The 23,439-nt window shown below is 59.0% G+C and carries 20 protein-coding genes and 3 pseudogenes; 13 read left to right on the forward strand and 10 right to left on the reverse strand.

The features are described from left to right. Window positions 1–78: 78 nt before the first annotated feature. The 8 genes from FIU86_RS21635 to FIU86_RS21670 all read right to left on the reverse strand — a co-directional run bounded on the left by FIU86_RS21635 (window position 79) and on the right by FIU86_RS21670 (window position 6,479). Window positions 79–1,065 carry an aldo/keto reductase gene (locus FIU86_RS21635; protein ID WP_152477449.1) on the reverse strand — a complete coding sequence of 329 codons (987 nt, stop codon included), beginning with the start codon at window positions 1,063–1,065 and terminating at the stop codon, window positions 79–81. Continuing rightward, complete coding sequence (locus FIU86_RS21640) at window positions 1,062–1,994, reverse strand: glutathione S-transferase family protein (protein WP_152477450.1); 933 nt, start codon at window positions 1,992–1,994, stop codon at window positions 1,062–1,064. Before FIU86_RS21640 ends, FIU86_RS21635 begins: the two co-directional genes overlap by 4 nt. Before the next feature lie 10 nt (window positions 1,995–2,004). After that, the gene (locus FIU86_RS21645; RefSeq protein ID WP_152477451.1) at window positions 2,005–2,682 is read right to left on the reverse strand and encodes a type 1 glutamine amidotransferase domain-containing protein; all 678 of its coding nucleotides are present in this window, start codon (window positions 2,680–2,682) and stop codon (window positions 2,005–2,007) included. Between the two features lie 9 nt (window positions 2,683–2,691). Further along, window positions 2,692–3,729, reverse strand: a complete 1,038-nt coding sequence (locus tag FIU86_RS21650) for an NADP-dependent oxidoreductase (protein ID WP_152477452.1) — start codon at window positions 3,727–3,729, stop codon at window positions 2,692–2,694. 12 nt (window positions 3,730–3,741) lie between these two features. Then, window positions 3,742–4,899: an iron-containing alcohol dehydrogenase gene (locus tag FIU86_RS21655; RefSeq protein ID WP_152477453.1), complete on the reverse strand. Its 1,158-nt coding sequence runs from the start codon at window positions 4,897–4,899 to the stop codon at window positions 3,742–3,744. A 4-nt stretch (window positions 4,900–4,903) separates the two neighbouring features. Then, on the reverse strand, window positions 4,904–5,320 hold the full coding sequence (locus FIU86_RS21660) for an organic hydroperoxide resistance protein (RefSeq protein ID WP_152477454.1): 417 nt from the start codon (window positions 5,318–5,320) through the stop codon (window positions 4,904–4,906). 55 nt (window positions 5,321–5,375) lie between these two features. Further along, on the reverse strand, window positions 5,376–6,020 hold the full coding sequence (locus tag FIU86_RS21665; RefSeq protein ID WP_254704053.1) for a TetR/AcrR family transcriptional regulator: 645 nt from the start codon (window positions 6,018–6,020) through the stop codon (window positions 5,376–5,378). Between the two features lie 129 nt (window positions 6,021–6,149). Continuing rightward, the gene (locus FIU86_RS21670) at window positions 6,150–6,479 is read right to left on the reverse strand and encodes a helix-turn-helix transcriptional regulator (protein WP_152477456.1); all 330 of its coding nucleotides are present in this window, start codon (window positions 6,477–6,479) and stop codon (window positions 6,150–6,152) included. 87 nt (window positions 6,480–6,566) lie between these two features. Here FIU86_RS21670 and FIU86_RS21675 point away from each other — a divergent pair, with 87 nt between their 5' ends. After that, a complete protein-coding gene (locus FIU86_RS21675; protein WP_152477457.1) occupies window positions 6,567–7,763 on the forward strand; it encodes an MFS transporter in 1,197 nt (398 codons plus the stop codon). Between the two features lie 412 nt (window positions 7,764–8,175). On the opposite strand, the gene FIU86_RS21680 is transcribed toward FIU86_RS21675, so the two are convergent. Then, window positions 8,176–8,877, reverse strand: a complete 702-nt coding sequence (locus FIU86_RS21680; protein ID WP_152477458.1) for an IS6 family transposase — start codon at window positions 8,875–8,877, stop codon at window positions 8,176–8,178. A gap of 135 nt (window positions 8,878–9,012) precedes the next feature. On the opposite strand from FIU86_RS21680, the gene FIU86_RS21685 reads away from it, so the two are divergent. The 8 genes and pseudogenes from FIU86_RS21685 to FIU86_RS21715 all read left to right on the forward strand — a co-directional run bounded on the left by FIU86_RS21685 (window position 9,013) and on the right by FIU86_RS21715 (window position 17,919). Next, a complete protein-coding gene (locus tag FIU86_RS21685; protein ID WP_172977609.1) occupies window positions 9,013–9,336 on the forward strand; it encodes a transposase in 324 nt (107 codons plus the stop codon). Next, window positions 9,333–9,677, forward strand: coding sequence for an IS66 family insertion sequence element accessory protein TnpB (gene tnpB, locus FIU86_RS21690; protein ID WP_152477460.1), 345 nt, complete (start codon window positions 9,333–9,335; stop codon window positions 9,675–9,677). The genes FIU86_RS21685 and tnpB overlap by 4 nt, the downstream gene beginning before the upstream one ends. A gap of 85 nt (window positions 9,678–9,762) precedes the next feature. Then, a pseudogene (locus tag FIU86_RS21695) lies at window positions 9,763–11,049 on the forward strand (IS66 family transposase); the annotation flags it as partial. 427 nt (window positions 11,050–11,476) lie between these two features. Next, window positions 11,477–12,262: pseudogene (locus FIU86_RS21700) on the forward strand (IS110 family transposase); the annotation flags it as partial. Between the two features lie 595 nt (window positions 12,263–12,857). Further along, window positions 12,858–13,034 (forward strand): hypothetical protein, encoded by a 177-nt coding sequence (locus FIU86_RS22665; RefSeq protein WP_254704054.1) that lies wholly within the window; start codon window positions 12,858–12,860, stop codon window positions 13,032–13,034. A gap of 413 nt (window positions 13,035–13,447) precedes the next feature. Next, window positions 13,448–14,068 carry a helix-turn-helix domain-containing protein gene (locus FIU86_RS21705; RefSeq protein WP_152477461.1) on the forward strand — a complete coding sequence of 207 codons (621 nt, stop codon included), beginning with the start codon at window positions 13,448–13,450 and terminating at the stop codon, window positions 14,066–14,068. Further along, the gene (locus tag FIU86_RS21710; RefSeq protein WP_152477462.1) at window positions 14,061–15,989 is read left to right on the forward strand and encodes a relaxase/mobilization nuclease domain-containing protein; all 1,929 of its coding nucleotides are present in this window, start codon (window positions 14,061–14,063) and stop codon (window positions 15,987–15,989) included. Before FIU86_RS21705 ends, FIU86_RS21710 begins: the two co-directional genes overlap by 8 nt. A 16-nt stretch (window positions 15,990–16,005) precedes the next feature. Further along, window positions 16,006–17,919: a type IV secretory system conjugative DNA transfer family protein gene (locus tag FIU86_RS21715; protein WP_152477463.1), complete on the forward strand. Its 1,914-nt coding sequence runs from the start codon at window positions 16,006–16,008 to the stop codon at window positions 17,917–17,919. A gap of 18 nt (window positions 17,920–17,937) precedes the next feature. Here the strand turns inward: FIU86_RS21715 and FIU86_RS21720 are convergent, their stop codons facing one another. Next, window positions 17,938–19,359 carry a DUF2235 domain-containing protein gene (locus FIU86_RS21720; RefSeq protein WP_152477464.1) on the reverse strand — a complete coding sequence of 474 codons (1,422 nt, stop codon included), beginning with the start codon at window positions 19,357–19,359 and terminating at the stop codon, window positions 17,938–17,940. Window positions 19,360–19,533: 174 nt separating this feature from the next. Between FIU86_RS21720 and FIU86_RS21725 the strand changes: the two are divergent. The 4 genes and pseudogenes from FIU86_RS21725 to FIU86_RS21740 form a co-directional block, all read left to right on the forward strand. After that, window positions 19,534–19,788: pseudogene (locus tag FIU86_RS21725) on the forward strand (WGR domain-containing protein); the annotation flags it as partial. Between the two features lie 193 nt (window positions 19,789–19,981). Next, window positions 19,982–21,217, forward strand: coding sequence for a nucleotidyltransferase (locus tag FIU86_RS21730; RefSeq protein WP_152477466.1), 1,236 nt, complete (start codon window positions 19,982–19,984; stop codon window positions 21,215–21,217). Continuing rightward, entirely contained in the window at window positions 21,217–22,935 is a 1,719-nt protein-coding gene (locus FIU86_RS21735) for a ThiF family adenylyltransferase (RefSeq protein ID WP_152477467.1), read from the forward strand. The genes FIU86_RS21730 and FIU86_RS21735 overlap by 1 nt, the downstream gene beginning before the upstream one ends. Next, window positions 22,925–23,437, forward strand: coding sequence for a Mov34/MPN/PAD-1 family protein (locus tag FIU86_RS21740; protein WP_152477468.1), 513 nt, complete (start codon window positions 22,925–22,927; stop codon window positions 23,435–23,437). The genes FIU86_RS21735 and FIU86_RS21740 overlap by 11 nt, the downstream gene beginning before the upstream one ends. Window positions 23,438–23,439: the final 2 nt, after the last annotated feature.

Raw genomic sequence — 23,439 nt, forward strand, 5'->3', positions numbered from 1 at the left:
CGAATTTGTGGCGGCGGCGCAGGGTTTAGGTTAAAGGCGCTGCGCCGCCGATCGAGCTTGCAATGCGGGGTTTCCGATCTACAGATCGGTCATCTGCATCCCTTGTTCCGTGTAACGGTCGCCAGCGGCAGCGCCGCGTGGGAACAAGGTATCGAGGCGGGTGAGAATGTTCTCGTTTAGTGTGACATCGGCGGCCCCAATATTGTCTTCAAGATAGGTGCGCCGTTTGGTGCCCGGGATCGGAATAATATGATCGCCTTGGGCCAAGACCCATGCGAGCGCCAGTTGCGCAGGCGAGCATCCGGCGCTGTCGGCGATGGCACGGTATTGCTCCAGCAAGTTCAGATTCTGATCCAGATTTCCATCGGCAAAGCGCGGCTGGGTGTGCCGGAAATCATCATCAGCCAGGTCGCTTAGTGTGGTGACCTTGCCGGTCAGAAAGCCGCGCCCAAGCGGGCTGTAGGGTACAAAAGCCGTGCCCAATTCGGCGCACGTGGCCAGCATCTCTGCCTCTGGGTCGCGCGACCACAGCGAATACTCTGTCTGAACCGCCGCAACCGGGTGCACCGCATTTGCCCGACGCAAAGTTTGTGCGGAGATTTCGCTTAACCCGATCCCCCTGATCTTACCTTCTTTGATAAGATCGGCCATCGCTCCGACCGTGTCCTCGATCGGGGTCACCCCATCAAGGCGATGCGCGTAATAGAGGTCGATCTGATCAATCCCCAGACGTTTCAGCGACGCCTCGACCGCCTGTTTCACATAGGCTGGGCTGGTGTCGATATGCCGTGCGGTCGGATCGTCGGAACGGATGATTGCGAACTTGGTCGCCAGCGTGAGGTTGTCCCGGTTTTGCCGAACGAAATCCGACAATAAGGTTTCATTCGCGCCGTTGCCATAGATATCGGCGGTGTCGTAGAACGTGACGCCCAATTCAAGCGCACGGTCCAGCGTTTCATAGGATTGATCGCGGTCGGTTGGGCCGTAGAATTCGGACATGCCCATGCAGCCAAGTCCAATGGCTGATGTCGCGCCAAGTCCGGCGCCCAGATTACGCGTTTTCATGTGTTTTCTCCTTGAATTGAGGTGGTACGAAGCGGATAGCCGTGACGCGGGAAATGCACGGCAACCGTTCCCACCTGTGGCGTGTCCCGATGCAGAATGATGCGGGTGTCGTCGATATGAGCCAGCGTACCGTCGATGACTTCCGTGCCAAATTCATCGACCAGAACCTGTACCGACGCGCCTATCGCGGGATGAGCAAGACCCGTTGCGGGAAGCGGGGCAGGGGTCGCCGAAACCGCGATCATGATCGCTTCAGCAGGCGCCAATTCGGTTCGTGTGCCGTGACCGAACTCCGCAATGCGCGCCATCCATGCCGACAATGCCGGGAACGGCGATAGACCGCTGCCGCTGGCGGTTGTGTCAGCTTTGGCAAAAAACCAAACCACATGATAGAGTGCCAGATCAGTCAGCGCGGGCGTGTCCCCGGCAAAGAAATCGGCACCGCCCAGCAGGTTCTCAAGCCAACCAAGCCCTGTTGTAATTTGGCCGCGATGATATCTAACATCCGCTTTCAGGCCGTCCAGATCAATCTTGTGATCCCAAAACGCCTCGCGGTCGTGGATCAGGGCTGGGGGAACGGCATCGGCCCGCAGGCCCATGCTGTAACGAACCACTTGCCAGAACAAAATGCGGTCCGCCCAATTGTCGAGCAGCGGGGTCGCTGTGCCCGCAGTGTTCGGGGCAAGGGCGCGCGCCGGAAACCGCTGGTCAAGCTCGGCGGCGATCAGGGCGGAATCACAGTAGATATCCGCCCCGATCTGAAGCACTGGGGCCCGCCTGTAGCCACCCGTCAGGGCCAGCAGATCAGCCTTTGGCGCAATAGGAGGCACGATGACCGATGACCATGACAGCCCCTTGAAGCCCATCAAAGTTCTGATTTTTTCGGAATAGGGAGAGGCTTCATAGTGGTGCAGGATCAGGTCGACCATCGTTTTTCTCCTATTTCAGAAGTGCTAGGATCTCTTGCGCGGCGGCGGTGGATGAGGCGGGGTTCTGGCCGGTGACCAGTTTTCCGTCACGCAGCACGAAACTGGCCCAATCCGCCCCTTTTTCATACTGGCCACCATTGGCCTTCAGCATGTCTTCCACCAAGAACGGCACAACATCGGTAAGGCCGACGGCCTCTTCTTCGGTGTTGGTAAAACCCGTCACCCGGCGGCCAGACACCAGCGGTTTGCCGTCCGCGCCTTGGGTGTGGCGGAACACGGCGGGGGCGTGGCAAACTGCGCCGACAGGCAAGTCGGCGGCGGCGAAGGCCTCGATCAGGCGTTTGCTGTCCGCATTTTCGGCCAGATCCCACAAGGGGCCGTGGCCGCCCGGATAGAAGATGGCGTCGAACCCGTCTTCGGTTACATCCGAAAGCTTCAGCGTCGTCGCAAGATGCTTTTGCGTCTCTGGATCGTCTTTGAACCGACGGGTGTCGTCGGTCTGTGCGTCAGCGTTGTCGCTGGACGGATCAATCGGCGGCTGTCCCCCTTTGGGCGAGGCCAGTGTAATGTCAGCTCCGGCGTCCTTGAAGACGTAATAGGGGGCCGCAAACTCCTCCAGCCAGAAGCCGGTTTTCTTGCCTGTGTCCCCGAGTGTGTCGTGGGATGTCAGTACCATCAGAATTTTCATGTTATTTTCCTATTTTTTCTCGCCGACGCGGATCACGCGCTTGCCAAAGTTTTCACCATTCAGCAGGCCAATGAAGGCTTCGAGCGCATTTTCCAAACCGTCGATGATTTCTTCGCGGTACTTGATTTGGCCGCTTTCGATCCACGCCCCCATGTCTTTGGCAAAATCCGGGTAGAGGTGGCCGAAGTCGTCAAAGATGATGAAGCCCTGCACCTTGATCTTCTTGCGCAGGATTTGACCCATAAGCCAATTCATCCGGTCCGGTCCTTCGGGCAAGTCAGTCGCATTATACTGAGAGATCAATCCGCAGACCGGCACCCGTGCGTTTGGATTCAACAGCGGGATGACCCCGTCGAGGACCTTGCCGCCGACATTTTCGAAATAGACATCAATGCCATCGGGACAGGCCTTGGCAAGCTGTTCGGCAAAGTCATCTGCCTTGTGATCAATACAGGCGTCAAAACCCAACTCATTGACCGCATAGGCGCATTTCTCTGGTCCGCCCGCGATGCCGACCACGCGGCAGCCAAGGATCTTGCCGATCTGGCCCACAGTGGCCCCGACAGGGCCGGTTGCGGCCGCCACGGCGATGGTCTCGCCAGGTTTTGGCGCGCCAATTTGTGTAAGGCCCGCCCAAGCGGTAAAGCCGGGCATACCCATGATACCAAGCGCCCAAGACGGATGCGCGGGTGATTTGCCAAGGTTTGTCAACCCCGCGCCATCCGACAGGGCATAATCCTGCCAGCCATTGAAGCTGAGCACCCAGTCGCCCGGCGCAAAGCCATCAACCTGTGAGGTGACGACCTGAGCCACTGTGCCGCCCTCCATCACGCCATCAATTTCCACCGGGGCGGCGTAAGACGGCGCATCACTCATGCGCCCCCGCATATAAGGGTCCAGCGACAGATATTCGGTGCGCAGAAGTATCTGGCCCACACCGGGGGAGGGGACGTCCCCCTCAACAAGGCGAAGCGTGTCCTTGGTCGGTTCGCCTTTGGGGCGTTCCGCCAGCACAAGCTGGCGGTTTACTGTTTCGGTCTGTGCCATGGTCATTATCTCCTACAGGGCTGCTTCAAGAATGCGGCGGGCATCCTCGGGGGTGATGGCCTTTTGTTCGCCAAGGGCGATCATACCGTGATCCTTCAAGGCGACGATGATGCGATCAATTTCAGGCGTGGCAACATCGTAATCGCCGAGTCGGGTTTTGATGCCCATCAGTTCAAAGAACCCGCGTGTCGCCTTGATCACGGCATCAATCCGTGCCTCATCGGATCCCTCGCGGATGTCCCAAACATTGGCAGCATATTGCAGCAGTTTCTCGCGTTTGGGGCCACGTTGGTCGTTCATCAGTGACGGCAACACGACAGCCAGTGTGCGGGCGTGGTCGGTGTCATTAAGCGCGGTAATCTCATGTCCGATCATATGGCTTGCCCAGTCCTGCGGTACACCTGCGCCGATCAGGCCATTCAGGGCCAGCGTTGCCGTCCACATCAGGTTGGCGCGAACGTCATAGTCCTCGGGCGTCTCAAGGGCTTTGGGCCCAAGCTCGATCAGGGTGCGGAGCAGGGTTTCGGCAAAACCGTCCTGAACGCGCGCGGCGGATGGATAGGTCAAATACTGTTCGATGATGTGAACAAAGGCGTCGGCCACGCCGTTCGCGATTTGACGGGGCGGCAGCGTGTAAGTGACCTCAGGGTCCAGCACCGAGAAGACCGGATAGCAATGCGGGCTGCTAAACGGAAGCTTTGCACCCTTTTCAGGGTTGGTGATCACAGCGCCAGAGTTCATCTCTGACCCGGTGGCGGGCAAGGTCAACACGGTGCCAAAGGGCAGCGCTTGCGTGATGACCGACCCGCGAGATGTCAGGATGTCCCAGGCGTCGCCATCATATTTGGCCGCCGCCGCGATAAATTTGGTGGCGTCAATAACGGAACCACCGCCGACAGCCAACAGGAAGGTGATCCCTTCTTGGCCAATCACCTCGACAGCTTCCAGCGCAGTGGCGTAGCGCGGATTGGGCTCAATGCCGCCAAATTCGACCAAGGTCCGGCCCGCAAGTGCCGCACGCACCTGACCAAGGACGCCTGTTTTCTCCGCGCTGCCTCCACCATAGAGGATCAGCACCTTTGCGTCAGCCGGAACCTGATCCTTTAGGTCCGCGATACGGCCCTTGCCAAACAGGATATGTGTCGGATTGCGAAAGTCAAAATTCTTCATGGGTTCAGTTTCCTTCAGTTTCAATGTGCAGGCGCACGTCAACGTTTCCGCGTGTGGCGTTGGAGTATGGGCAGACCTGGTGCGTCGCTTCGACAAGTCTTTCAGCATCCATGCGAGCCATGCCCGGCAGATGTGCGGTGATGTCGAGATCAAGTCCGTATCCGCCCTCGGCGCGTTGGCCGATGCCGACGTCGATCGTGGTTTTGGCTCCTGTGGCATCCAGTTTGAGTTGTTTTGCGGTCATTTCCATCGCGCTATCAAAACAGGCCGCATAGCCAAGCGCGAACAACTGCTCGGGGTTCACCCCCGCCTCGCCGCTGTCCGGGCGGACCATCTGGACTGAAAAGCTGCCGTCGTTGAGCGCGGCGGTGCCCGAGCGTCCTCCGGTTGCCGTTGCAGTGGTTTTGTAGAAGATTTTCATGAGCTTCCTTTCGCGAATAGACTGGTCGTCTATTGGCATGATAAAATTTTTAGGGTTATGGCCTCGGAACGAGCACCTTTGTTGCGCCCATTGCGGAATTGAGCGGGGCTTCACTATGCGAGAGGCTCGCGACGAGGCTGGCCCCAAGCCACATGTGATAGATCATTTCTGCCGTGGACCGGGCGTCTTCAAGCGCGGCGATCGTGCCATCGTCCGTTCCCTGTTCAAGGGTCTCCGTCAGGCGCGCGACGATTTCGGACACACTTTTCTGCAAGATATTGCTCATGTTCTCCGAGAGGTCGGCAACCTCTGCGGACAGTTTGACGACCAAGCACCGGTCTTCGAGGTTGGGGCTGATCTGTTTTTTCCGCCACTCTTCGAAATAGGTCAAGAATCGAGACCGTGCATCCATGTCCGGATGCGCAAGCGACGCGTTCAGGCGTGTGCTATAGTCCGTCATAAAATCGTTCAACAGCGCACAGCCATAAGCTTCCTTGGAGGCGAAATAGTGATAGAACGACCCTTTCGGAACACCGGCCTCTTTCAACAGCGCACTCAGACCGACACCTGTGTAGCCCTGCTTGGCTGTCAGGCGTCGTCCTGTGGTCAGTATCTGTGAGCGTGTGTCGTTTTTCTGTTCCATGACCCCCGATATAGCCTCATTAGACCGGTCGTCTAGGGGTGGTGTGGCTTTTTTCAATCACAGGACTGTGAGCGGCGCTGAGAAACGGAGCGGGAAAAGACACTGATCCGCATCTATACCAGTCAGCACCTTTGACATCATGCCCATATGAACAAGCAATGCATACGCCATCGGTGCGGCACGCCCTTAGTTTGCGTTCAGCACTGCTTCCAGCAAGCCAGGAAAGCGACGGTCAAGCGCATCTCTTCGCAGCGACAGCAGGCGACCTCGCCCCTTGGGGATGTTCTGAATCACACCAGCTTCGCGCAACACTTTGAACAGGTGCGACTTGGTGGATTTCGCCACTTCCGGGTCCATTAAATTGCAGTTTGCCATTTCGACCGGGCCGTCGCGGAGCTGACGCACGATGTCCAACCGGCCCAGATCGCTGAGTGCGAACAAGACCTGCGTCAGTTGCAGCTCCTGTTCCTGCGGGTGCGCAAGATCGGGGCTGGCAGTGTCGGGTAAGATACTCATGGTTCGAATATACTTGAACCTTCCGCAGAAAGAAACTAGAGAAAGGTTCGATAAACTTCGAACCCTTATGAAGGACTGCATTCCAAAATGACTACGATTGTGATGTCACCCAAGGCTAGAGAGCGCGCTGGTTTCGCAATCGTGCTTACCGGAAGCGCTCTGATGATGGCGAGCGCGAGCGCGCCGTCCCCTTTTTATCCGCTCTTGCAGCAGCAACTTGGTTTTTCGTCTTTGGTCGTGTCGGAGATCTTCGCAATCTACGCAATTGCCCTTCTTGCGACGCTGCTCGTGGCCGGATCAATTTCGGATCATGTCGGGCGACGCCCTGTACTGTCGATAGGGTTCGTGCTTCTCGCTGTTTCCGCTGCCGGATTCGAACTGTCAGGTTCTGTGCCTGCGTTGTTATTGGCTCGTGTAGTACAGGGCGTAGCATGCGGCCTTCTTTTGTCTACGCTGTCGGCGGCTATTACGGATCTTGAACCCCCTGAATTCAAGGGCATCGCGGCGATCTGTAATTCAGTCATCCCCCTCGTCGGGCTGGCCTTGGGGGCCTTGGTATCCGGCTTCGCAATGGAGCACCTTACCGAGCCAAAATTTGATATATTCACCGGGATTGCAGTGGCCAGCCTGGTGTTGGCGCTGGCCACATGGGGCTTGCCCGAAACATCGCCACGGCATGAAGGCTTGTTGCAGGCGCTGAAGCCTCGCGTTGGCCTCCCGATCGAAGTCAGGGGCACGTTCTGGCGTGGCGCTCCGGCGCTATTCGCGGGCTGGGCCACAGGGGGGCTGTATCTGTCGCTTGGCGCACTCATCATCTCACGTGTTTTTGGTATTCAAAATGTGATCGTCCAGGGCTTCGTGGTCGCACTGCTGGCTGGGGTTGGTGCGCTGGCTTGTTTCATTGCGCGCAACTACTCTGCGCGTGAGGTCATGTTGTTTGGCACCGCAGCGCTATCAATGGGAACCTTCGCCACTTTGTTTGGCATTCAATACGAAAATCTAGTGCTCTACCTTATTGCGCTCGCTATCGTTGGAGCGGGCTTCGGCACCTGCTTTTATGGTTTCATCCGCTCGATTATTCCGCTGGTGCCCGAGGATGTCAGAGGAGAAACTTTCGCCGCGCTATTCTGTATCAGCTACTTGGCATTCGGCTTGCCAGTCGTAATTGCCGGACTTTTGGTGCCGGTGTTCGGGATCAAAGTCGTTGTGATCTGTTATGGCAGCCTGATCGCCTCACTGGCCGCTCTCGCTGGACTGATGCGCAAATTCGGCCGAACCGACTAGCCGCGATGGGATTGCCAACTTGTTTGCGGTGCAATGCTTGGTTAGGCTCTGGACTTCGGTAACAAGGGCGTCCCAGTCAAGCAGTTTTCGCAAGACAATTGATCCGCCATAGCGGTTCCTCTGATATTCTTGGTGCCGGTCCTGGCTTCTGTCGCGGCTTTCGGCTGAGATCCTTGGGGTACATGCTTCGGTTCGTGGTCAGCACGGCTGCTGCCAACATGATGCTGGTTCGATGTAATTCCGATGTGTGTCAATCGGCATGCAATTCTGGCTCTGAATCAATTTCGGTGCAGCTTGGGGGTTCCTTTCTATCAGGACCCTGCAACGAGCCGGGCTCTGAGCAGGTCGATGTTCGCCCGGCCGGTTTTGTCAGGTTGTTGGTGCCAGGTCGAGTTTGCGGTGGAGCCCAAACTCAGACGGTCAACTCGGCTGCATAGCCGGCCCACAGCGTGAACGCATCGGACCTGGTATGGTGGTAGGATGTTGCGGACAGACGGTGACGTTTCGGGCGGAACAGACTGGCGGCCTGGTCATGCACTGACAGGAACTTCTGCGCCTGGCGCGGGGATTTGAACCGCCCCATGATTTTCTCGCGCCGCCTTGTGTGCCGGTGGGACGCCTCACTTCGGTTGTTCAACCCTTTGTGCTGGCGATGTTCGAGCCCCGGTGCGATCTCCGCCTTGGCCGCCCCGTAGGACCGCAGTTTATCCGTGACAAGGACCCGAGGCTGACCCCAGCGTTTCATGAGTTTGCGGAGGAAACGCAGCGCCGCAGCCTTGTTGCGGCGCGATTGGACGAGGATATCGAGCACATCTCCATTGGCGTCCACGGCCCGCCAAAGCCAGTGGCTCCGGCCTTTGATCCGGATCACGACTTCATCAAGATGCCACTTGTCGGCCGGTCGCGGGCGGTCACGCCGGATCTTGGCGGCGATTTGATGGCCAAACCGGTTCACCCAATCCCGGATCGTCTCGTACGAAACGCAGATGCCGCGTTCGGCCAGGAGGTCCTCGACGTCGCGCAGGCTCAGGGCAAACCGATGGTAGACCCATACGGCGTAGCCAATGACGCTTCGAGGAAATCGGAAGCCTTTGATCCGGGACAAATCTTCGATGTTCGTAAGCGGGAAGGAGACCCCGTGGGTTAATGGCCACGCTGGTCTGGGGTAAGCTTTTGGCGATGATCTGATCGCCGAGGTTCCATGTCTACGACTAGTTCTACGCCTATGCCTGCGACTGGTAGCTTACAGTTGATCGAGGCTGTGACGGAAAGGCTTGACGGTGCGCCGATCAGCGAGCGGCGCCGTTGGTCTGATGAGTTCAAAGAGAGGGCCGTCGCCGCGGCGCTGGAGCCGGACGTGAATGTTTCAGCGCTGGCCCGCCGTCTTGGGATTTCGCCAGCGCAGCTGTTTGGCTGGCGCAAGGCTTTCCTGAAGAAGCAGGTGCATGATGTTGCACCCGGCGCACCCGTGCCGATGGTGGAGATTGTGGTGGGCGGTGTCATCATCCGCGTCAGCCCTGACCTCGACGAGGCTGCGCTGCGCCGGATCCTACGCGCGGTGCGCGCAGCATGATCTCCTCCGGTGTGAAGGTCTTTCTGGCCAGCCATCCGGTAGACTTCCGTAAAGGTCCAGATAGCCTGCTGTCGTTGGTGCGCGATGCTGGCCAAGACCCGTTCAGCGGTGCGCTCTATGTGTTCCGTGCGAAACGCGCCGACCGGGTCAAAATCGTCTGGTGGGACGGCAGCGGTGTCTGCCTTTATGCGAAGCGCCTCGAGAAATTCGCGTTCTGCTGGCCGCGTATTGGGCATGTCCGGGTCCAGCTCAACCACGCCCAGCTTATGGCGCTTGTGGATGGTCTGGATTGGAAGCGGGTGCGTCCCATGGTGGTGAGAGCGCCTGTATTTGCTGGATAATCCGACTGCGGCAAAGTGAATCAACAGCCCCTTGAGCGCGGATACCCTGCGTAATGCCCAGCCAGAATGTGCTATCTTCGCCCCCATAAGCGCCGACGATCTTTCCCTTCCTGATGACATGGACCAGCTGAAGTCCATGGTCCGCGCCATGGCGGCGCAGGCGTCGCGCGCTGACGCATTGGAGCGTGAGATCAAGACGCTCAAGGCCCGCAATGCGGATGCCGACGAGCGGATCAAGCGGCTGATGCAGATCTTGAAGGCTTACGACCGGGCGCGGTTCGGACGACGCTCCGAGAAGCTTGGTTCTGCCGCCGCGGATGATGAGGGTGCGCAGCAGGCTTTCCTTTTTGAGGAGATCGAAACGGGTATCTCGGCGCTGCGGGCGCAGGTTGGCACAGGCCAGGCTTCACAGCAGAAGCGGGCGTCTCGGCCACGCAAAGGCTTTCCGCCGCATCTGGAGCGCGTTGAAGTGGTGATCGAGCCTGAGGATCTGCCGGAACATGCTGGCAAGCAGAAGGTGCTGATCGGCGAAGATACCTCCGAACGGCTGGATGTGATCCCGGCGAAGTTCCGGGTGATCGTCACGCGCCGCCCCAAATACGCGTTCAAAGGCTGGGACGGCGTCATTCAGGCTTTGGCCCCAGCGCATATCATCAAGAGTGGACTGCCGACGGAGGCGTTGCTGGCGCAGATCGCGGTCTCGAAATACGCCGACGGCCTGCCGCTCTATCGTCAGGAGGGGATCTATGCCCGTGATGGCGTGGAGCTAGACCGACGGCTGATGGCGCAGTGGATGGGCCGGACAGGCTTCGAACTGGATATGCTCGCGGACCATGTTCTGGGCGAGATCCTGAAAGGGGACAGGGTCTTCGCGGATGAGACCAGCCTGCCCACTCTCGCGCCCGGCACCGGCAGCACGAAGAAAGCCTGGCTCTGGGCTTATGCCCGTGATGACAGCACCTTCGGTGGAAGTGGTCCGCCCATGGTGGCCTATCGCTTTGAGGAAAGCCGGTCCGGTGACTGTGTGCGGCGGCATCTCGCAGGCTATCGCGGTATCCTGCAGGTGGACGGCTATGCCGCCTACAACAAGCTCGCGCGCAAGGGCGCAGGCAACGATGTTCCGCTGTTGGCTGGATGCTGGGCCCACAGCCGACGGCGGTTCTATGAACTTCATGCCGCCGGAGACAGCCGGGTCGCCACCACCACGGTCGAGCGCATGGCCGATCTCTGGAAGCTTGAGGCAGAAGTGCGAGGCCAAAGCCCTGAAGCCCGCGCTGTCGCACGGCAGGCTGTCTCGGCACCGATCGTCACGGAGCTGTTCACACTCTGGGAGCAGACCCTGCCGCGTATCTCGGGCAAGTCGAAGCTATCCCCCTGAAACTGGGGATCGTGAATCATGACACCAAGACAAGCTCAATCAGATAATGGGTCCTGACCCTTCTGTATTTTGCATCTGCTAAACTGATCCCATCACTGACCCTGGCCAGGGTCAGTGATGGGGTGGTGCGCGACGTCTGACCCTTGTGGCTTGACCACGTTATCTAGCGTGTCGGCACCGCCTCTCTTCATTGTCTCGAACAGTTGATTGCGGCCTTTCAAAGGACCGCGCACCAGAAGGAAGAGAGTATGGACAACCTAACACATGGCCGCATTATCGGCATAGATGTCAGCCGCGATTGGCTGGATCTTCATTGCCTACCCGATGATGTTCGATGCAGAACACCCAATGATCCGAAGGGCACGCAGCCGTCGCAGATCTTGCCCGCGACCGTGATGCCGTCGTCTGTTTCGAGTCGACCGGTGGCCACGAATGGCAGCTTTGGGCTGCGCTTGAGGCAGAGGACGTCATCGCCCGACAAGTGGCGCCCGCTCAAGTGAAGGCATTCGCACGAAGCCGTGGCACGCGCGCAAAGACCGACCGGATCGACGCGGAGCTTATTGCCCGCTTCTTTGCTTTTCGACCCGAAGCAGGTCGTCGCCTTCCAGCAGAAAAGTTTCGCGACCTGAGAGCTTTAACCTCAAAACGAACGCAGCTGGTCGAGATGCGCAAACGACTGCTCGCCCAGGTCAGGGCGCAGCAGAAACTGGGCACCGCCGCCCTGTTCGAAGACATCGACGCCGAACTGAAAGCTAGGTTAGACAGCCTGATAAAATGCCTCGAAGAGCGCATCGCGGTGACCATATCGGACAACAATGCTCTCGCAGAGACTGCCACAATCCTGCGCTCCATTCCGGGGATCGGTCCGGTGGCAAGCACAACGCTCATCGCGGAAATGCCTGAACTCGGTGCCATTACAGGCGAAGAGGCCGCAGCCCTCGTCGGGTTAGCCCCCGTGGCGCATGACAGCGGAACCCTTCGCGGCAAACGAGCTATTGCGGGTGGACGCCGTGCCCTGAGGCACGTGATGTTCCAGGCGGCCTTGGTGGCATCGCATCACAACCCGACCATGAAAGCTTTCGCAGACCGCCTGCGAAAAGCCGGAAAACCACACAAGGTCATCATAACCGCTGTCGCTCGGAAACTGGTCAATCTTGCTAACGCCTTATGCAAGAGTCGTCAGAAATGGGCTCCTTTGGCTCCCTAAGAGCTACAGTTGCTAGCCCTCGGCCAGCGAAATATCGGTGTCCGAAGGATGCCGCATATTTCGGACGCGGACGCCGAGGCGGATAGTCAGGCTGAATAGGTCGCTGACGCGGCTTCGATCCTTCTGTTCAGTGACAACGTGCATCGCGCGAACCCGAGTCGGAACCGAATGTCCGCAGGGAGAGCTGGCAGCCCGCTGAGCGAGGCCAGCGCACCCCTTCTCTCATTCGAGCAACCCGCGCTTGGGTCGTCTTGGCGAAGCTGCCAGGGCGCCGAATTCACCCTTTGCCGCGAGGGTGGAAGCCGCAGATGAACGACATGCGTCCGGGGGCAACGTCTCGCGTGTGGGTCATCGCCGCGCGCCTTTCCGTCGACCTGTTGGCCTTAGAGATCGCTAGCCCGGGGTCGAGCGGTCGGCAACGCCGGGGGCAGGTTTCTGGACGGCTGACGCCTTGAGCGCTGATGGGCATCGCTCACAACAAACCTGCCCCCGGCGTGCTCCATTTCATTCCGCCCCGTGCCGGGTGCAGCCCGCTCTCATGCCCCCGGTCTTTTCCACGATCCGTCCAACGACGATCAACGGAAAGGATCACACCATGACATTCGAACAAACCATCGACCTCGCCGAACTGCAAGCCGACATGGCCTTCGAGGCCTACCTCGCGGCCTTCGATGAAGACTCCCATCCCGAGACCCTCGACGGCCTCGAGACCGAGGCGCTGATCGCCCGCAGCCGCTACGACGATCTGCGCAATCAGGGACTGGGTCACTGACCCAGACACCCCTGCGGGTCTTCGGATCCGCAGGGGTCTGACGCCGTCTATCAAGAGCTTCGTGCCGCCCTCAGAGGGTATGACCCGCGTCATCCCGCGCGGGGCAGTTTTCGTGTTCGTCGCGCCCGATCCGTGACCGGTTCGGGCATTCAGTTTGCCTCTCGTCGCGTGCTGTTTGAGCGCAAATTTCGTTAGCTTTTTTGACCTGCTTGTCCTGCATCGATGAGGGCGGGACCCGTCCCATGTCGCGCCGCGACGCGGGGTCTTGACGGCGGCCAATGCCTGCAAAAATACACGACACGCAAAACGTAATATTGCGCAATGTGATGTATTGAAGTATAAGCGAAGGAGAGAAGGAAGACGTTGGCAGGATATGGCCAATGTTTGCACATTTTGTCCGAGGGGTCCCACCCGTGCCGAGACCAGCGAAAAACCTGAAGCTTGAAGAGCGCATCGAAGTCGCGCGGCGCTTTGCGGCTGGCGAGAGCGCGAAGGAGCTGGCGGCGGCGTTTGGCATCTCGCCGCGCCATGTGAACCGGCTCGCAAAAGAGGAGGCGGGCGAGGGGCTCGCGGTGCGCGATCCGAGCGAGACAGTGGCCTTCCGGGCCAGCCGATCCGAGCTAGACGCCTTCGATGCCGAGTGGCGCGAACGGGGTTTTGCCAACCGGTCCCAGGCGCTCAATGCGGTGCTGCGCGGACAATGCGGATTTCTCGATGTACCCCGTGATCTGGTCTCGGAATTCTGCGGCGCATGGCGTCAGGCGAAGGATGTGAGCGACGCTGGATTGGTGCTCGCCAAGGCGGTCCATCGCGGTCGACTGGAGGTCTCGGAGGCGGACCGCGCGGTACTGATCGAACTGCTCGATTTGGCGCAGTCCATGAGCCGTGAGATGGGCCGGATGAAAGATGCGGCGCAAGCGCTGCGTCATCAGGAGTGGCCGCAAAAGGAAGAAGGGCAGGGGGCGGATGACGCGGTTCTGGAGGATGGCCCGCGCACGATCGAGCGCGGATTGAGGCTCGTCAGGAATGGCTGATCCGCTCGCCCTCTATGCCTCGGTCATGGGCCGGCTCTGGGAGGATGAGCGCATCCGGGGCCAGGCCGCAGCGCGGATCGACGCCCGGCTGGCGGGCCGTCGGCAGGGGCGGAGTTTCGCGCGGGTGGGGTCGCTGTCGGCGCGAAACGCGCTGAAAGCGGCCTCGGGTCAGAGCCGGGCGGCGGTGTTCAAACGGATCCGGGCAGGAGGCTGCAAGACGCGTTCTTCGCTTGGGGCACAGATCTCTTACATCAACGACAAGGCGGTCTACACCTATTCGACGATGACCAACGCGCTGACCGATGCGGCGGTGCTCTCTGAGGATCAGAAAGAGGACATCATCGAGGACTGGGCCGGGACCTGGCGCGGCTCGACCAAGCTCGGGTTCACCTCACACATGCTGCTCTCGTTCCCGACCGACGTAACGGTCGATCAGGTGCGCGACATCGCGATGGACTGGACGGAGCATTTCTTCGAGAGCGGGGAATACGGCGACCAGTGGGACTATGTCCTCGCGGTCCATGACGACCGCGCGCACAAGCACGCGCACATCATCCTGAACAACCGCGGTGTCGAAAACGGCACCTGGTTCTCCTGCTGGGCCGAGGGCGTGATGTCGCCGCAGCTCATGCGGGAGAAGCAGGCCGAGATCGCGGAACGCTACGGCGTGATGCTCGACGCCACGACCCGGCTCGAGCGCGGTATCTTCGAGAAGCCCGCCGGGATCGAGGAGATCTACCGCGCCAAGGAAGAAGCCCGGCTGCCGCGCGAGATCGTCATGACAGCCCAGGAATCCGCCATCGCGCAGGCGCAGGTGGTGGGCTTCGCCAAGGACTACAAGAACCTCGCCGACCTGCTGGACCGGATGGACCGGCGCCACATGGCGCGCGCCGTGCGCGGCATGGCGGACGGTCTCGGCTCCGGTACGCCGTGGAACTTCACCGAAGGAGAGATAGACATGAAGGACATCAAGACCGTCGGTGATGCGATCGACTATTCCGAGCGCACCATTGAGGCGCTGCGACTCAAGGCCGAGGAGTTGGACCCGGCCGAGCGCGCCGCCTTCGAGGCCAAGGCCGCGCCGATTATCGCAGACCTCTCGCAGATGGTGCCGGACCCGGAACTGCGCGCGCGGTTTGGCAAGCAGCTTGAAGAGCCCTATCCGCCGGGGGCGGGCAGCGAGGTGCTGATCGCCGCACTTCGGTCCGGCAATGACGACGGGCTGCGTGACGTGCTCGAGCGCGCTGTCGGCGCGGGCATTGACAGCGAAGAACTGGTGGCACGCATCGCTGTGGGCGGTACGCGAAACTACGGTACGGCGCAGGACTGGGTCGAGCGGGACATGAACGCGGTGCTGTCGAGGGACGGTCTCAGCGTTGAGACCGCGACTGACGACCAGCTCGATGCGGCGCTCGAGAAGGTCGACGGCGTGATGGACGCGCTGATGGAGCGGGCGAAGGAGATGGGCGTCGAGATCGTCCGGACCCTTGCCGATGAGGAGGAGGCGACACTGCCCCTCATTGACGAGGATGACCGGACGCCCAATCCCTATCTGCAGGACCTCGCCGACATGTTGCGCGACGGCAAGCTCACCGAGGAACAGGAAGAGACCGTCGAGCGGACCCTGCAAGCTGAGCTCTTCAAGGAGTTGGGCGAAGAAGGCTTGGCCGAACTTCGCCGCGGCAACTACGAGGTGCTGGATGCGGCCCTGCCGAGCAAGCTTGATCAAATCACCGTCACGCAGGAGTTTCTCGAAATGACCTTCGAGGAGACCGGCGACCAGGTCTTCACCGATCGCGCCGCCGGGTTGCAGCAGGACAAGGCGACCGAAGTGGCGCGGCTGCGCGGCCAGCAAGAGTCGCAGGAGTTGGGCCGGGATCCTGGCCGTGACCGCGGACTCGACGACGAGATGGAATTCTAAAGGGGAGATGACCACCATGACCAAGACACTTCCCCTCTGGGCCGCGCTCCTCTTCGGTGTGATCTGCGGTGCCGTCATCGGCACCATCGTCGCTGCCTTCTACCTGACCCTGGCCCTGAAAACCGGGTTTCATAGTTTCGACATGTTGGCGCTCTGGAAGGCGAGCGCCAGCACCCGTGCGGCGCATCCCGAGGCCTTCAAGGTGGGGTTTGGCGCCGTTGGCTTCGGGGCGATTGGCCTCGGCACGCTGGCGCTCGCCTGGACCTGGAAGAAGGAGCGGGACGACTACGGCTCGGCTCATTGGCAGAGCAAGGCGGAGCTGAAGAAGAACGACATGCTGCAGGCCCCGGGCAAGGGTTTCGTCTGTGGCAAACTCGGCGCGCCGACCTCCAAGGCCGAGTTCATCTCCTCGACCACGATCCCGCATGTGATGATGGTGGCGCCGACCCGCGCGGGTAAGGGCGTGGGTTTCGTGATCCCGAACCTCCTGAGCTTCGCGGGCTCGGTCGTGGTGCTCGATGTAAAGGGCGAGAACTTCGAGAAGACCGCGCGGCTGCGGGCACTCAACGGCGACGAGGTCTATCGCTTCAGCCCCTTCGACTGGGCCAATGCCACGCATCGTTACAACCCGCTCTCCCGGATCGCCAAGGCCCCGAGCTTCGCGCAGCGTTTCACCGAGGTTTCGATCCTTGCCGACCTCTTCCTCGACAAGGACAACAAGACGCTCGACACCTTCTCCGAGGCTGGCAAGTCGATTTTCGTCGCCGCCTGTCTGTTGGCGATCCAGCGCGGCACGCCGAACCTTGGTGAGGTGAACAAGATCGTCGCCGGCGGCGAATACAAGAACGCCCAGTACAAGACCTACGCCGACGAGGCCGAGGAAGACATCCTGCGCGAGCTCTGGACCAACGCTGCCTCTGCTTCGTCGCGGCTGCTGACCTCGAACATCCAGGCGCTGATGACCGCCGGTCTCAAACAGTGGGACAACCCGGCGGTGCGCTCGGCCACCGAGGCGAGTGACTTCGATTTCTCGACCTTCCGAAAGACCCCGCAGTCTCTTTATATCGCGGTGTCCGAAGATCACATCGCGACGCTGGCGCCGCTCCTGCGCCTTATGTTCGCCGATCTCATCGCCTCGATCCGGCTCAACGAACCGGGCCCGGACGAGCCGTGGCCGGTCATGATGATGATCGACGAATTCCAGCAGATGGGGGCGATGCCATACCTCGAACGCGCCATCCATTCGCTGGCAAGCTATGGCGGCCGCGTGGCGATGATCGCACAGTCACTGGCTTCCCTCGACCGGATCTATGGGCCCGAGGGCCGCGAAAGTCTCGAGAACGGGGCGGGGCTGAAGCTTTACATTACGCCTCGCGACCAGCGCACCGTGAGGGAGGTCTCCGCAGCCGTCGGCAGTACCACCCGCGAGGCGGTCACCCGGATGTATGGCCGCAACAAGGGCTTCCTTGGCGCGACCTCGACTTCAGCGCGTCTGGAAGAGCGGCCGCTCTTGTCGGAGACAGAAGCGCGTCTGATGGACCCTGACGAGGTCATCATCCTCGCCTCGCCCCAGCACCCGATCAAGGCGAGCCGGATCAAGTATTACGACGATCCCTCCTTCAAGGATATGCTCGCCCGCCAGGAGGGCAAGCCATTCCCCTATCCGCCGAGCGTGCAGGGTGTGGGTCCTTGGGGCGGCGACGGTGGTGACGCGGTCGGCGCAGGCGAGCCTGTGAAAACAGCCGAACGCTCGCCTGTCCGGGATCGATCACAGCGGCGCGAAGCGCGCGCTATGAGCGTGATGGCGTTGGAGGCCGGGCGCGGTCGGCCTGAGCCGGAGACGCTCGAACGGGAAGCGGCTGTGCCGAAGGAATGGGAAGCGGCGCTCGATCGGCAGGAGGATTTTATCGAGGAGTTGTTGGGTGGGTGAGCGTGGTCGATTGGTCCCCTATTCGTCGTAGTAACATTTCAAATCGCGTCGCTCTTTCAACTGGGCAGGTCGGTAAGGCTTGACCTCGCCACACTGGGCGACGGCCTTGGCTCGCATGCGCTCTTCGACTGAAGGATGGAGTGGGAAGTCGTCGCCAACTGCGCGAATTCCCTTCTTCCAGCGGATGCGGAGGGGTCCAAAGGCTACCATCGCGTCTTCGCGGTGCTGCAGACCCAGAGGGTCAGGGGCGCGGTTCAAGACGTTCTCGTTGATCTGGATCGACGGAACGCAGTCTTTCAATTCGTCGACCATCCAATCGAGGGCGATGTCGCTCAGGCGGGACTCTGCCTCTGGATAGCTTCCGCCAATGTCGCTATGGCAGCCTGGGAACCAGACCTGCTTCAGCCACTTCGGCTCTCGATCTTTGGTCTCAATCGCGGCCGCCTTGGATGCCCATCCGACCCTTGGAAAGTCAGCACGGTCTTCGTCGATCGCCATGGCGTGACGGGCGTGTTGGACATCGGGATCCAACCACTTGTCGTAGTTGCGCTTGTTCCACGCCGCGAAGTGACCCGTTTTGAGGATCTGCGGCCAATCAGTTGGGCGCCAGAGCTTCAGTTTGCGGTCGGGATCGTCCGAGAAATACTTGAAGTTGTCGAGCAAAAGGGAACCAAGCTGCCAAAGAAGCGCAGCCAGTAGTAGGCCGAGTGGAACAACCAAAAGCCAAGGCCACCCGAATGCAACGCCTGCGGCAAAAGCCGCTCCGGCCCCGAACGTGACGCCCCAGACCAAGGTGCGGACAATTGCCGTTCGCAGTGATGCCACCGTGTCGAAGACCCCGATGAAGGTAGGCTGAACGTTGCCTTGGTTATCGTCACCTTCAATGGGAAAGCTCGAATACTTCTTGCGGAATCGTTTGCCGAGCTCTTCGCGGTTTACAAAGTATGGGTTCTGTGTCCGTGGTTTTCCTGCCCCGTGGTTATAGACGAACTTCACAGCGTCCTTGGCGATCTTGCGCAGGCCGGGCCCGTGACGCGGCACTGGAGAACCATCGGGCATCTGCGTCGGGACACCGCAAAGGTTCATGACATTGGCGAGTGCTCTGACTGTATAGGCTCCGCGAGAGAACCCAAACAGCAGCACGCGATCGCCGGGCTCGTAATGGGCGATGATCTGCTCGTAGCAATCGATGATGTTGTGGTCGATACCAGTTCCGACGGCGCTTTCCAGGATCGGCTTGATCCGACCGAAAAACCCACCACTTTCACCGGTTCCCAAGCCCGGGTCGTAAAAGGCTACCTGGTCCTTCGGGCTAATTGGTGAATCTGGACCCGGACGCATGGCGCGATACATCTTGTAAACATTCGACAGCCGTTGGTCCGGCCTGGCACCACCCATCTGGCCGGTTCCGTCCGAGAATATGCAGATGTTCTTTACCATTTGTCGCCCTATCGAAGAACACGAAGTACAGTCAAAGTCCCGAACCTGCAGCGGTTCTGCCAAGCTAGGGAGGAGTGCAGCGAAAAAGTTTCGCCCGAGTCGGGAAAAATTAGAACATAGTGGAAACGCATATGTCCACCTGATATTGTGGCACAGAAGAGGGGTATGCCCAATATGTTGGATACGATGCAACAAATGGAAGTGTTCCCGACGACGATCGATCTTAAGCGGATCGACCCGTCTCTCAACATGCGGCGCTTCTATCGGATGAGCATTCAGTTTGACCTGTTTGGCGGCGCTTGCCTCGTTCGGGAGTGGGGCCGTATCGGGTTTCGAGGGCAGATGATGATCGAACAGCATGATGACGAGGGCAAGGCTGTCACGGCGCTCGTGAAGCTTATGGCGACCAAGACGCGGCGAGGGTATCGAGCTGCTGTGGATCAACGTGAGCAGCTGGTCTCGGGTGTGCCGCCATTGCCGCTAAACAAGACGAACGTAAAATCAAGAACATACGGACTGAGGGGTTATAGGAAATCTGCAAATACGGTTCCGCAAAAAGGTTGAAAAGTCGCGCCCAAGCGAACATCTTTAAGTTGAAGTCATTTGAGTTAGGAATTTGATGATGAACACGAGTTCGAACATAGGTTTTGGCTATAACGTTGCGATTGAAAAACTTGCTGAAGAATTGGCAGTGCCACAAGATCGCATTGATCAAGCCGAAAGACGCTACAAGGACCTTGGCGAGTTTTTGCATCGCGATGAGTCCAAGGTTCGTGCTTATGATCCCGATGTCTATATCCAAGGCTCTTTCGCGCTCGGCACACCGATCAAGCCGACATCCAAGGACGAAGATTACGATCTCGACATCGTTGTCTCGTTCCGGTCGCTGACGAAAGCACAAATTTCCCAAGCAGATCTTCGCGCTCTTCTGCTGGCTGAGCTCCAGGCGTATCGCGATGCACGAGGGATCAAGAACGAGGTCGGTGAGTCTAGAAGGTGCTGTACCTTGATTTACGCCGATGGTGCGCAATTCCACATGGACGTATTGCCCGCAGTTCCAGACGAGGCAAAAATGCGTGCAGTCCTTTCTACCTACCTCGCGGATCAATCGCTCGCGGAAGGTGCGATCGCCATCACCGACAGCGACAAGGCTGAAACTTACCATGTCATCACGGATGAGTGGCGCACGAGCAATCCCAGAGGCTTTGCCGCATGGTTCAAGTCGAGGCAGATCGCACAACTGAATGAACGTCGCAGGGCATTCCTCGACGCCCAAGGCAAAGTGACAGCGAGTGTGGAAGACGTCCCGGTATTTCGGGTGCGAACGCCTCTCCAGTCATCCATCATGATCTTGAAGCGTCACAGGGATGAGTGGTTCGCGGAGCAGGATTCGGACCTGAAGGTTATTAGTGTGATCCTTACGACGCTCTCAACCCATGCTTATGCAGGCGAAGCAAGGGTATCGGATGCAATTGCCAAGATTCTGAGGGACATGCATCTCGCGATCGAAGAACGGAATGGGGTGTCATGGATCGCCAACCCGACTGACCCTTCAGAGAATTTTGCGGATAGGTGGGAAAAATTTCCCAAGCGCCGGGAATCATTCTTCAAGTGGCTGGAGGCTGCTCGAACGGATTTTGGTGCCGTTCAAAGGTTCAGCGACACAAATATTGTTCTAAACGAGCTCTCACGAAATCTTGGAAGCACCCTTGTTGAAGGTGCGCGCTCGAGGGTAGCGGCATCTGCGGGGTCACGTGCGGTATCCGTTGCTCCTGCCGCTGCAGCCGGGGCTTCTGCGCCCGGTCTCGTTTTTGGTGGTGAGGATCGGAGGCCGACGGAGCCAAAAGGTTTTGGTTGATGGACTTCACAGCCGGCGAAGCGCGGCTAATCCGTGAGTGTGAAGAGCTCGCTGACCTAGCAGCGGCATCAGATTGGCTGGAAGAACCCGAATTCGGCAAAAACGCAGATGGCCTGCTGACCTGGTCGTTTGTTCTGCTCGCCGGTGAGCGTCGCATTCCATTCCGGCTGGTTTTCCCAGCACTTTTTCCAGATCTGCCACCATTTGTATTTCCAGCCGATAGCTCGGTCCGGCTATCCCAGCACCAGTATGGCGAGGGTGGCGAACTATGCCTTCAGTATAGACCGGATAACTGGCATCCCGACTGCAAGAGTGTGGATGTAGTAAGGAGTGCCAAAGCACTTCTTGAGGCAACGACAAAGGACGATGCTTTCTCAGACGTGGAAAGTGCTCATCCAGCCGACTTACCTTCGCTGCTCTCGGGGTGCTCCCGGCGCTTCATGCTACCGCCTGACACCGCACGCCTTTTAAGGTTGCGCCTTGCCGGACACGCAACCGATATTCATATGACTTTGGAGCGCCGGGTTGGGGGGTCTGAAGTTCTTGTTGCTCGCATCGCGAGCATCGGGCTGGATTGTGGCTTACGGGTGCCGATTGATGGTGCGGGATTTGGGGGAAGGGTGGTCCCTGGGGTCCTATATCGATTGCCCGATATTCGACAAATTCCAGATCTGCATCCTGAAGAGCTCAAGGGGCTCTTGTACCAGTACCTGCCTTCATGGCTCCGTAAATGGGTAGAAGACGCCGGCGACATGTTGGTTGTCATGTCAAATGGCAGGCGAGAGGTATTGCTGCGCGTTCGGCACAACGGAGCGAAACGAAAGATTGACCTGTTTCATACCTTTGAACCGCCGAAGGCTAGAGAACGCCGACTCCACGGGAAGATGTTTCGAGAATCTAGCATCTGCATCATTGGCGCAGGTTCGCTGGGATCAAAAGTGGCCGCCAGTCTTGCGCGCGAAGGCGTCGGTCATTTCATGTTGCTGGATAATGATGTCCTTTGGTCCGACAACTTAGTTCGGAACGAACTCGATGAAATGGATGTGGGGCATCACAAGGCAGTTTCTCTAAGGCACAGATTGTTGCGAATAAATCCGGTAGTGAAAGTCGGTGCCTTGGGTATGAGTCTGACGTCTCAATCCGCTGTCCAGCATATTACTCAGTTGAGCGAGATCATCAGCACTTGTGATCTCGTCATAGATACGACGGCTGATAGCGGTGTGTTTCGAATGGCAGCAGCCATTTGCACGCAGAAGCGTAAACCTCTTGTTTGGGGACGAGTCTACGCGGGAGGGCTCGGAGGATTGATTGCACGAAGTATCCCGTCTGAAGATCCGCCACCACTGACCGCTGCAACTCAATTGCGGGCATGGTGCGACGAGAAAGGCATGGCACCGCCAGAGGGCCGCGAGCACAATTACGGGGTGCAAGGTGATGATGACGATGAGCCCCTTTTCGCTTCTGACGGCGATGTGGGTGTCATTGCCAACAGGCTGGTACGTCACTCCCTGGACGCCCTTGCAACTACAGAGATGAGAGTTCATCCGGAACCTGCCTATTTTATCGGCCTGCGCAAAGGTTGGATCTTTGATCATCCCTTCGACACCCATCCAGTCATTTTCGCTCCTCACGAAGGATGGGAAAAGGGCAGCAAAAGTTGTGCAGAAGAGGGCGTTGAGCGCGTCATGACTCACCTGGGAGTACAAGATGACGCTTAGCCTCACAGTCCCGCGCTCGCAGCTTGCGAAACTTCAGATCCACCTTAAGCAAGGCGGCAACCGCGAGATCGGCGGGTGGTTGGTTGCAGAACAGACAGCTCCGGGAAAATTTGAACTCGTCGGTTTGACCGTCGATCTTGAGGCGGGGACACGAGATCGTTTCGATAGTGTACCTGAGCCGCACTCACAACAGATGGATCGGATCTTGCTGGAGAATAGTGGTCGTACTGGACGGGTTGACTATCTTGGCGAGTGGCACTCGCACCCGACATTCCCACCAATACCTAGCGAGATCGACGTGGCGTCGATGACGGATATGGTCGAGAACAGCGGACCTTCGTTTGCGGCGTTGGTCATCGTCCGTCTAATGGCCAACGCCTCGATTCAGGCTACTATCACCACATTTCAACGCGGCCAATTGCCCGAGGCCGGCCAGTTGATAATTGCGGATGAAGTTTCGGCAGCTGGATTTGGCGAGGGTTGGCAATTGCCGGAACATTAGCA

It is taken from the genome of Roseovarius sp. THAF9, assembly GCF_009363715.1.
In the GTDB taxonomy this organism is placed as follows: Bacteria; Pseudomonadota; Alphaproteobacteria; order Rhodobacterales; family Rhodobacteraceae; genus Roseovarius.

What these genes read in the sequence shown, in the direction of transcription:
- FIU86_RS21635 (WP_152477449.1), bottom strand. Translation starts at nt 1,065, where the DNA reads ATGAAAACGCGTAATCTGGGCGCCGGACTTGGCGCGACATCAGCCATT.
- FIU86_RS22665 (WP_254704054.1), top strand. Translation starts at nt 12,858, where the DNA reads ATGACATTCGAACAAACCATCGACCTCGCCGAACTGCAAGCCGACATG.
- FIU86_RS21720 (WP_152477464.1), bottom strand. Translation starts at nt 19,359, where the DNA reads ATGGTAAAGAACATCTGCATATTCTCGGACGGAACCGGCCAGATGGGT.
- FIU86_RS21650 (WP_152477452.1), bottom strand. Translation starts at nt 3,729, where the DNA reads ATGGCACAGACCGAAACAGTAAACCGCCAGCTTGTGCTGGCGGAACGC.
- FIU86_RS21660 (WP_152477454.1), bottom strand. Translation starts at nt 5,320, where the DNA reads ATGAAAATCTTCTACAAAACCACTGCAACGGCAACCGGAGGACGCTCG.
- FIU86_RS21645 (WP_152477451.1), bottom strand. Translation starts at nt 2,682, where the DNA reads ATGAAAATTCTGATGGTACTGACATCCCACGACACACTCGGGGACACA.
- FIU86_RS21740 (WP_152477468.1), top strand. Translation starts at nt 22,925, where the DNA reads ATGACGCTTAGCCTCACAGTCCCGCGCTCGCAGCTTGCGAAACTTCAG.
- FIU86_RS21640 (WP_152477450.1), bottom strand. Translation starts at nt 1,994, where the DNA reads ATGGTCGACCTGATCCTGCACCACTATGAAGCCTCTCCCTATTCCGAA.
- FIU86_RS21730 (WP_152477466.1), top strand. Translation starts at nt 19,982, where the DNA reads ATGAACACGAGTTCGAACATAGGTTTTGGCTATAACGTTGCGATTGAA.
- FIU86_RS21655 (WP_152477453.1), bottom strand. Translation starts at nt 4,899, where the DNA reads ATGAAGAATTTTGACTTTCGCAATCCGACACATATCCTGTTTGGCAAG.
- FIU86_RS21715 (WP_152477463.1), top strand. Translation starts at nt 16,006, where the DNA reads ATGACCAAGACACTTCCCCTCTGGGCCGCGCTCCTCTTCGGTGTGATC.
- FIU86_RS21735 (WP_152477467.1), top strand. Translation starts at nt 21,217, where the DNA reads ATGGACTTCACAGCCGGCGAAGCGCGGCTAATCCGTGAGTGTGAAGAG.
- FIU86_RS21670 (WP_152477456.1), bottom strand. Translation starts at nt 6,479, where the DNA reads ATGAGTATCTTACCCGACACTGCCAGCCCCGATCTTGCGCACCCGCAG.
- FIU86_RS21710 (WP_152477462.1), top strand. Translation starts at nt 14,061, where the DNA reads ATGGCTGATCCGCTCGCCCTCTATGCCTCGGTCATGGGCCGGCTCTGG.
- FIU86_RS21675 (WP_152477457.1), top strand. Translation starts at nt 6,567, where the DNA reads ATGACTACGATTGTGATGTCACCCAAGGCTAGAGAGCGCGCTGGTTTC.
- tnpB (WP_152477460.1), top strand. Translation starts at nt 9,333, where the DNA reads ATGATCTCCTCCGGTGTGAAGGTCTTTCTGGCCAGCCATCCGGTAGAC.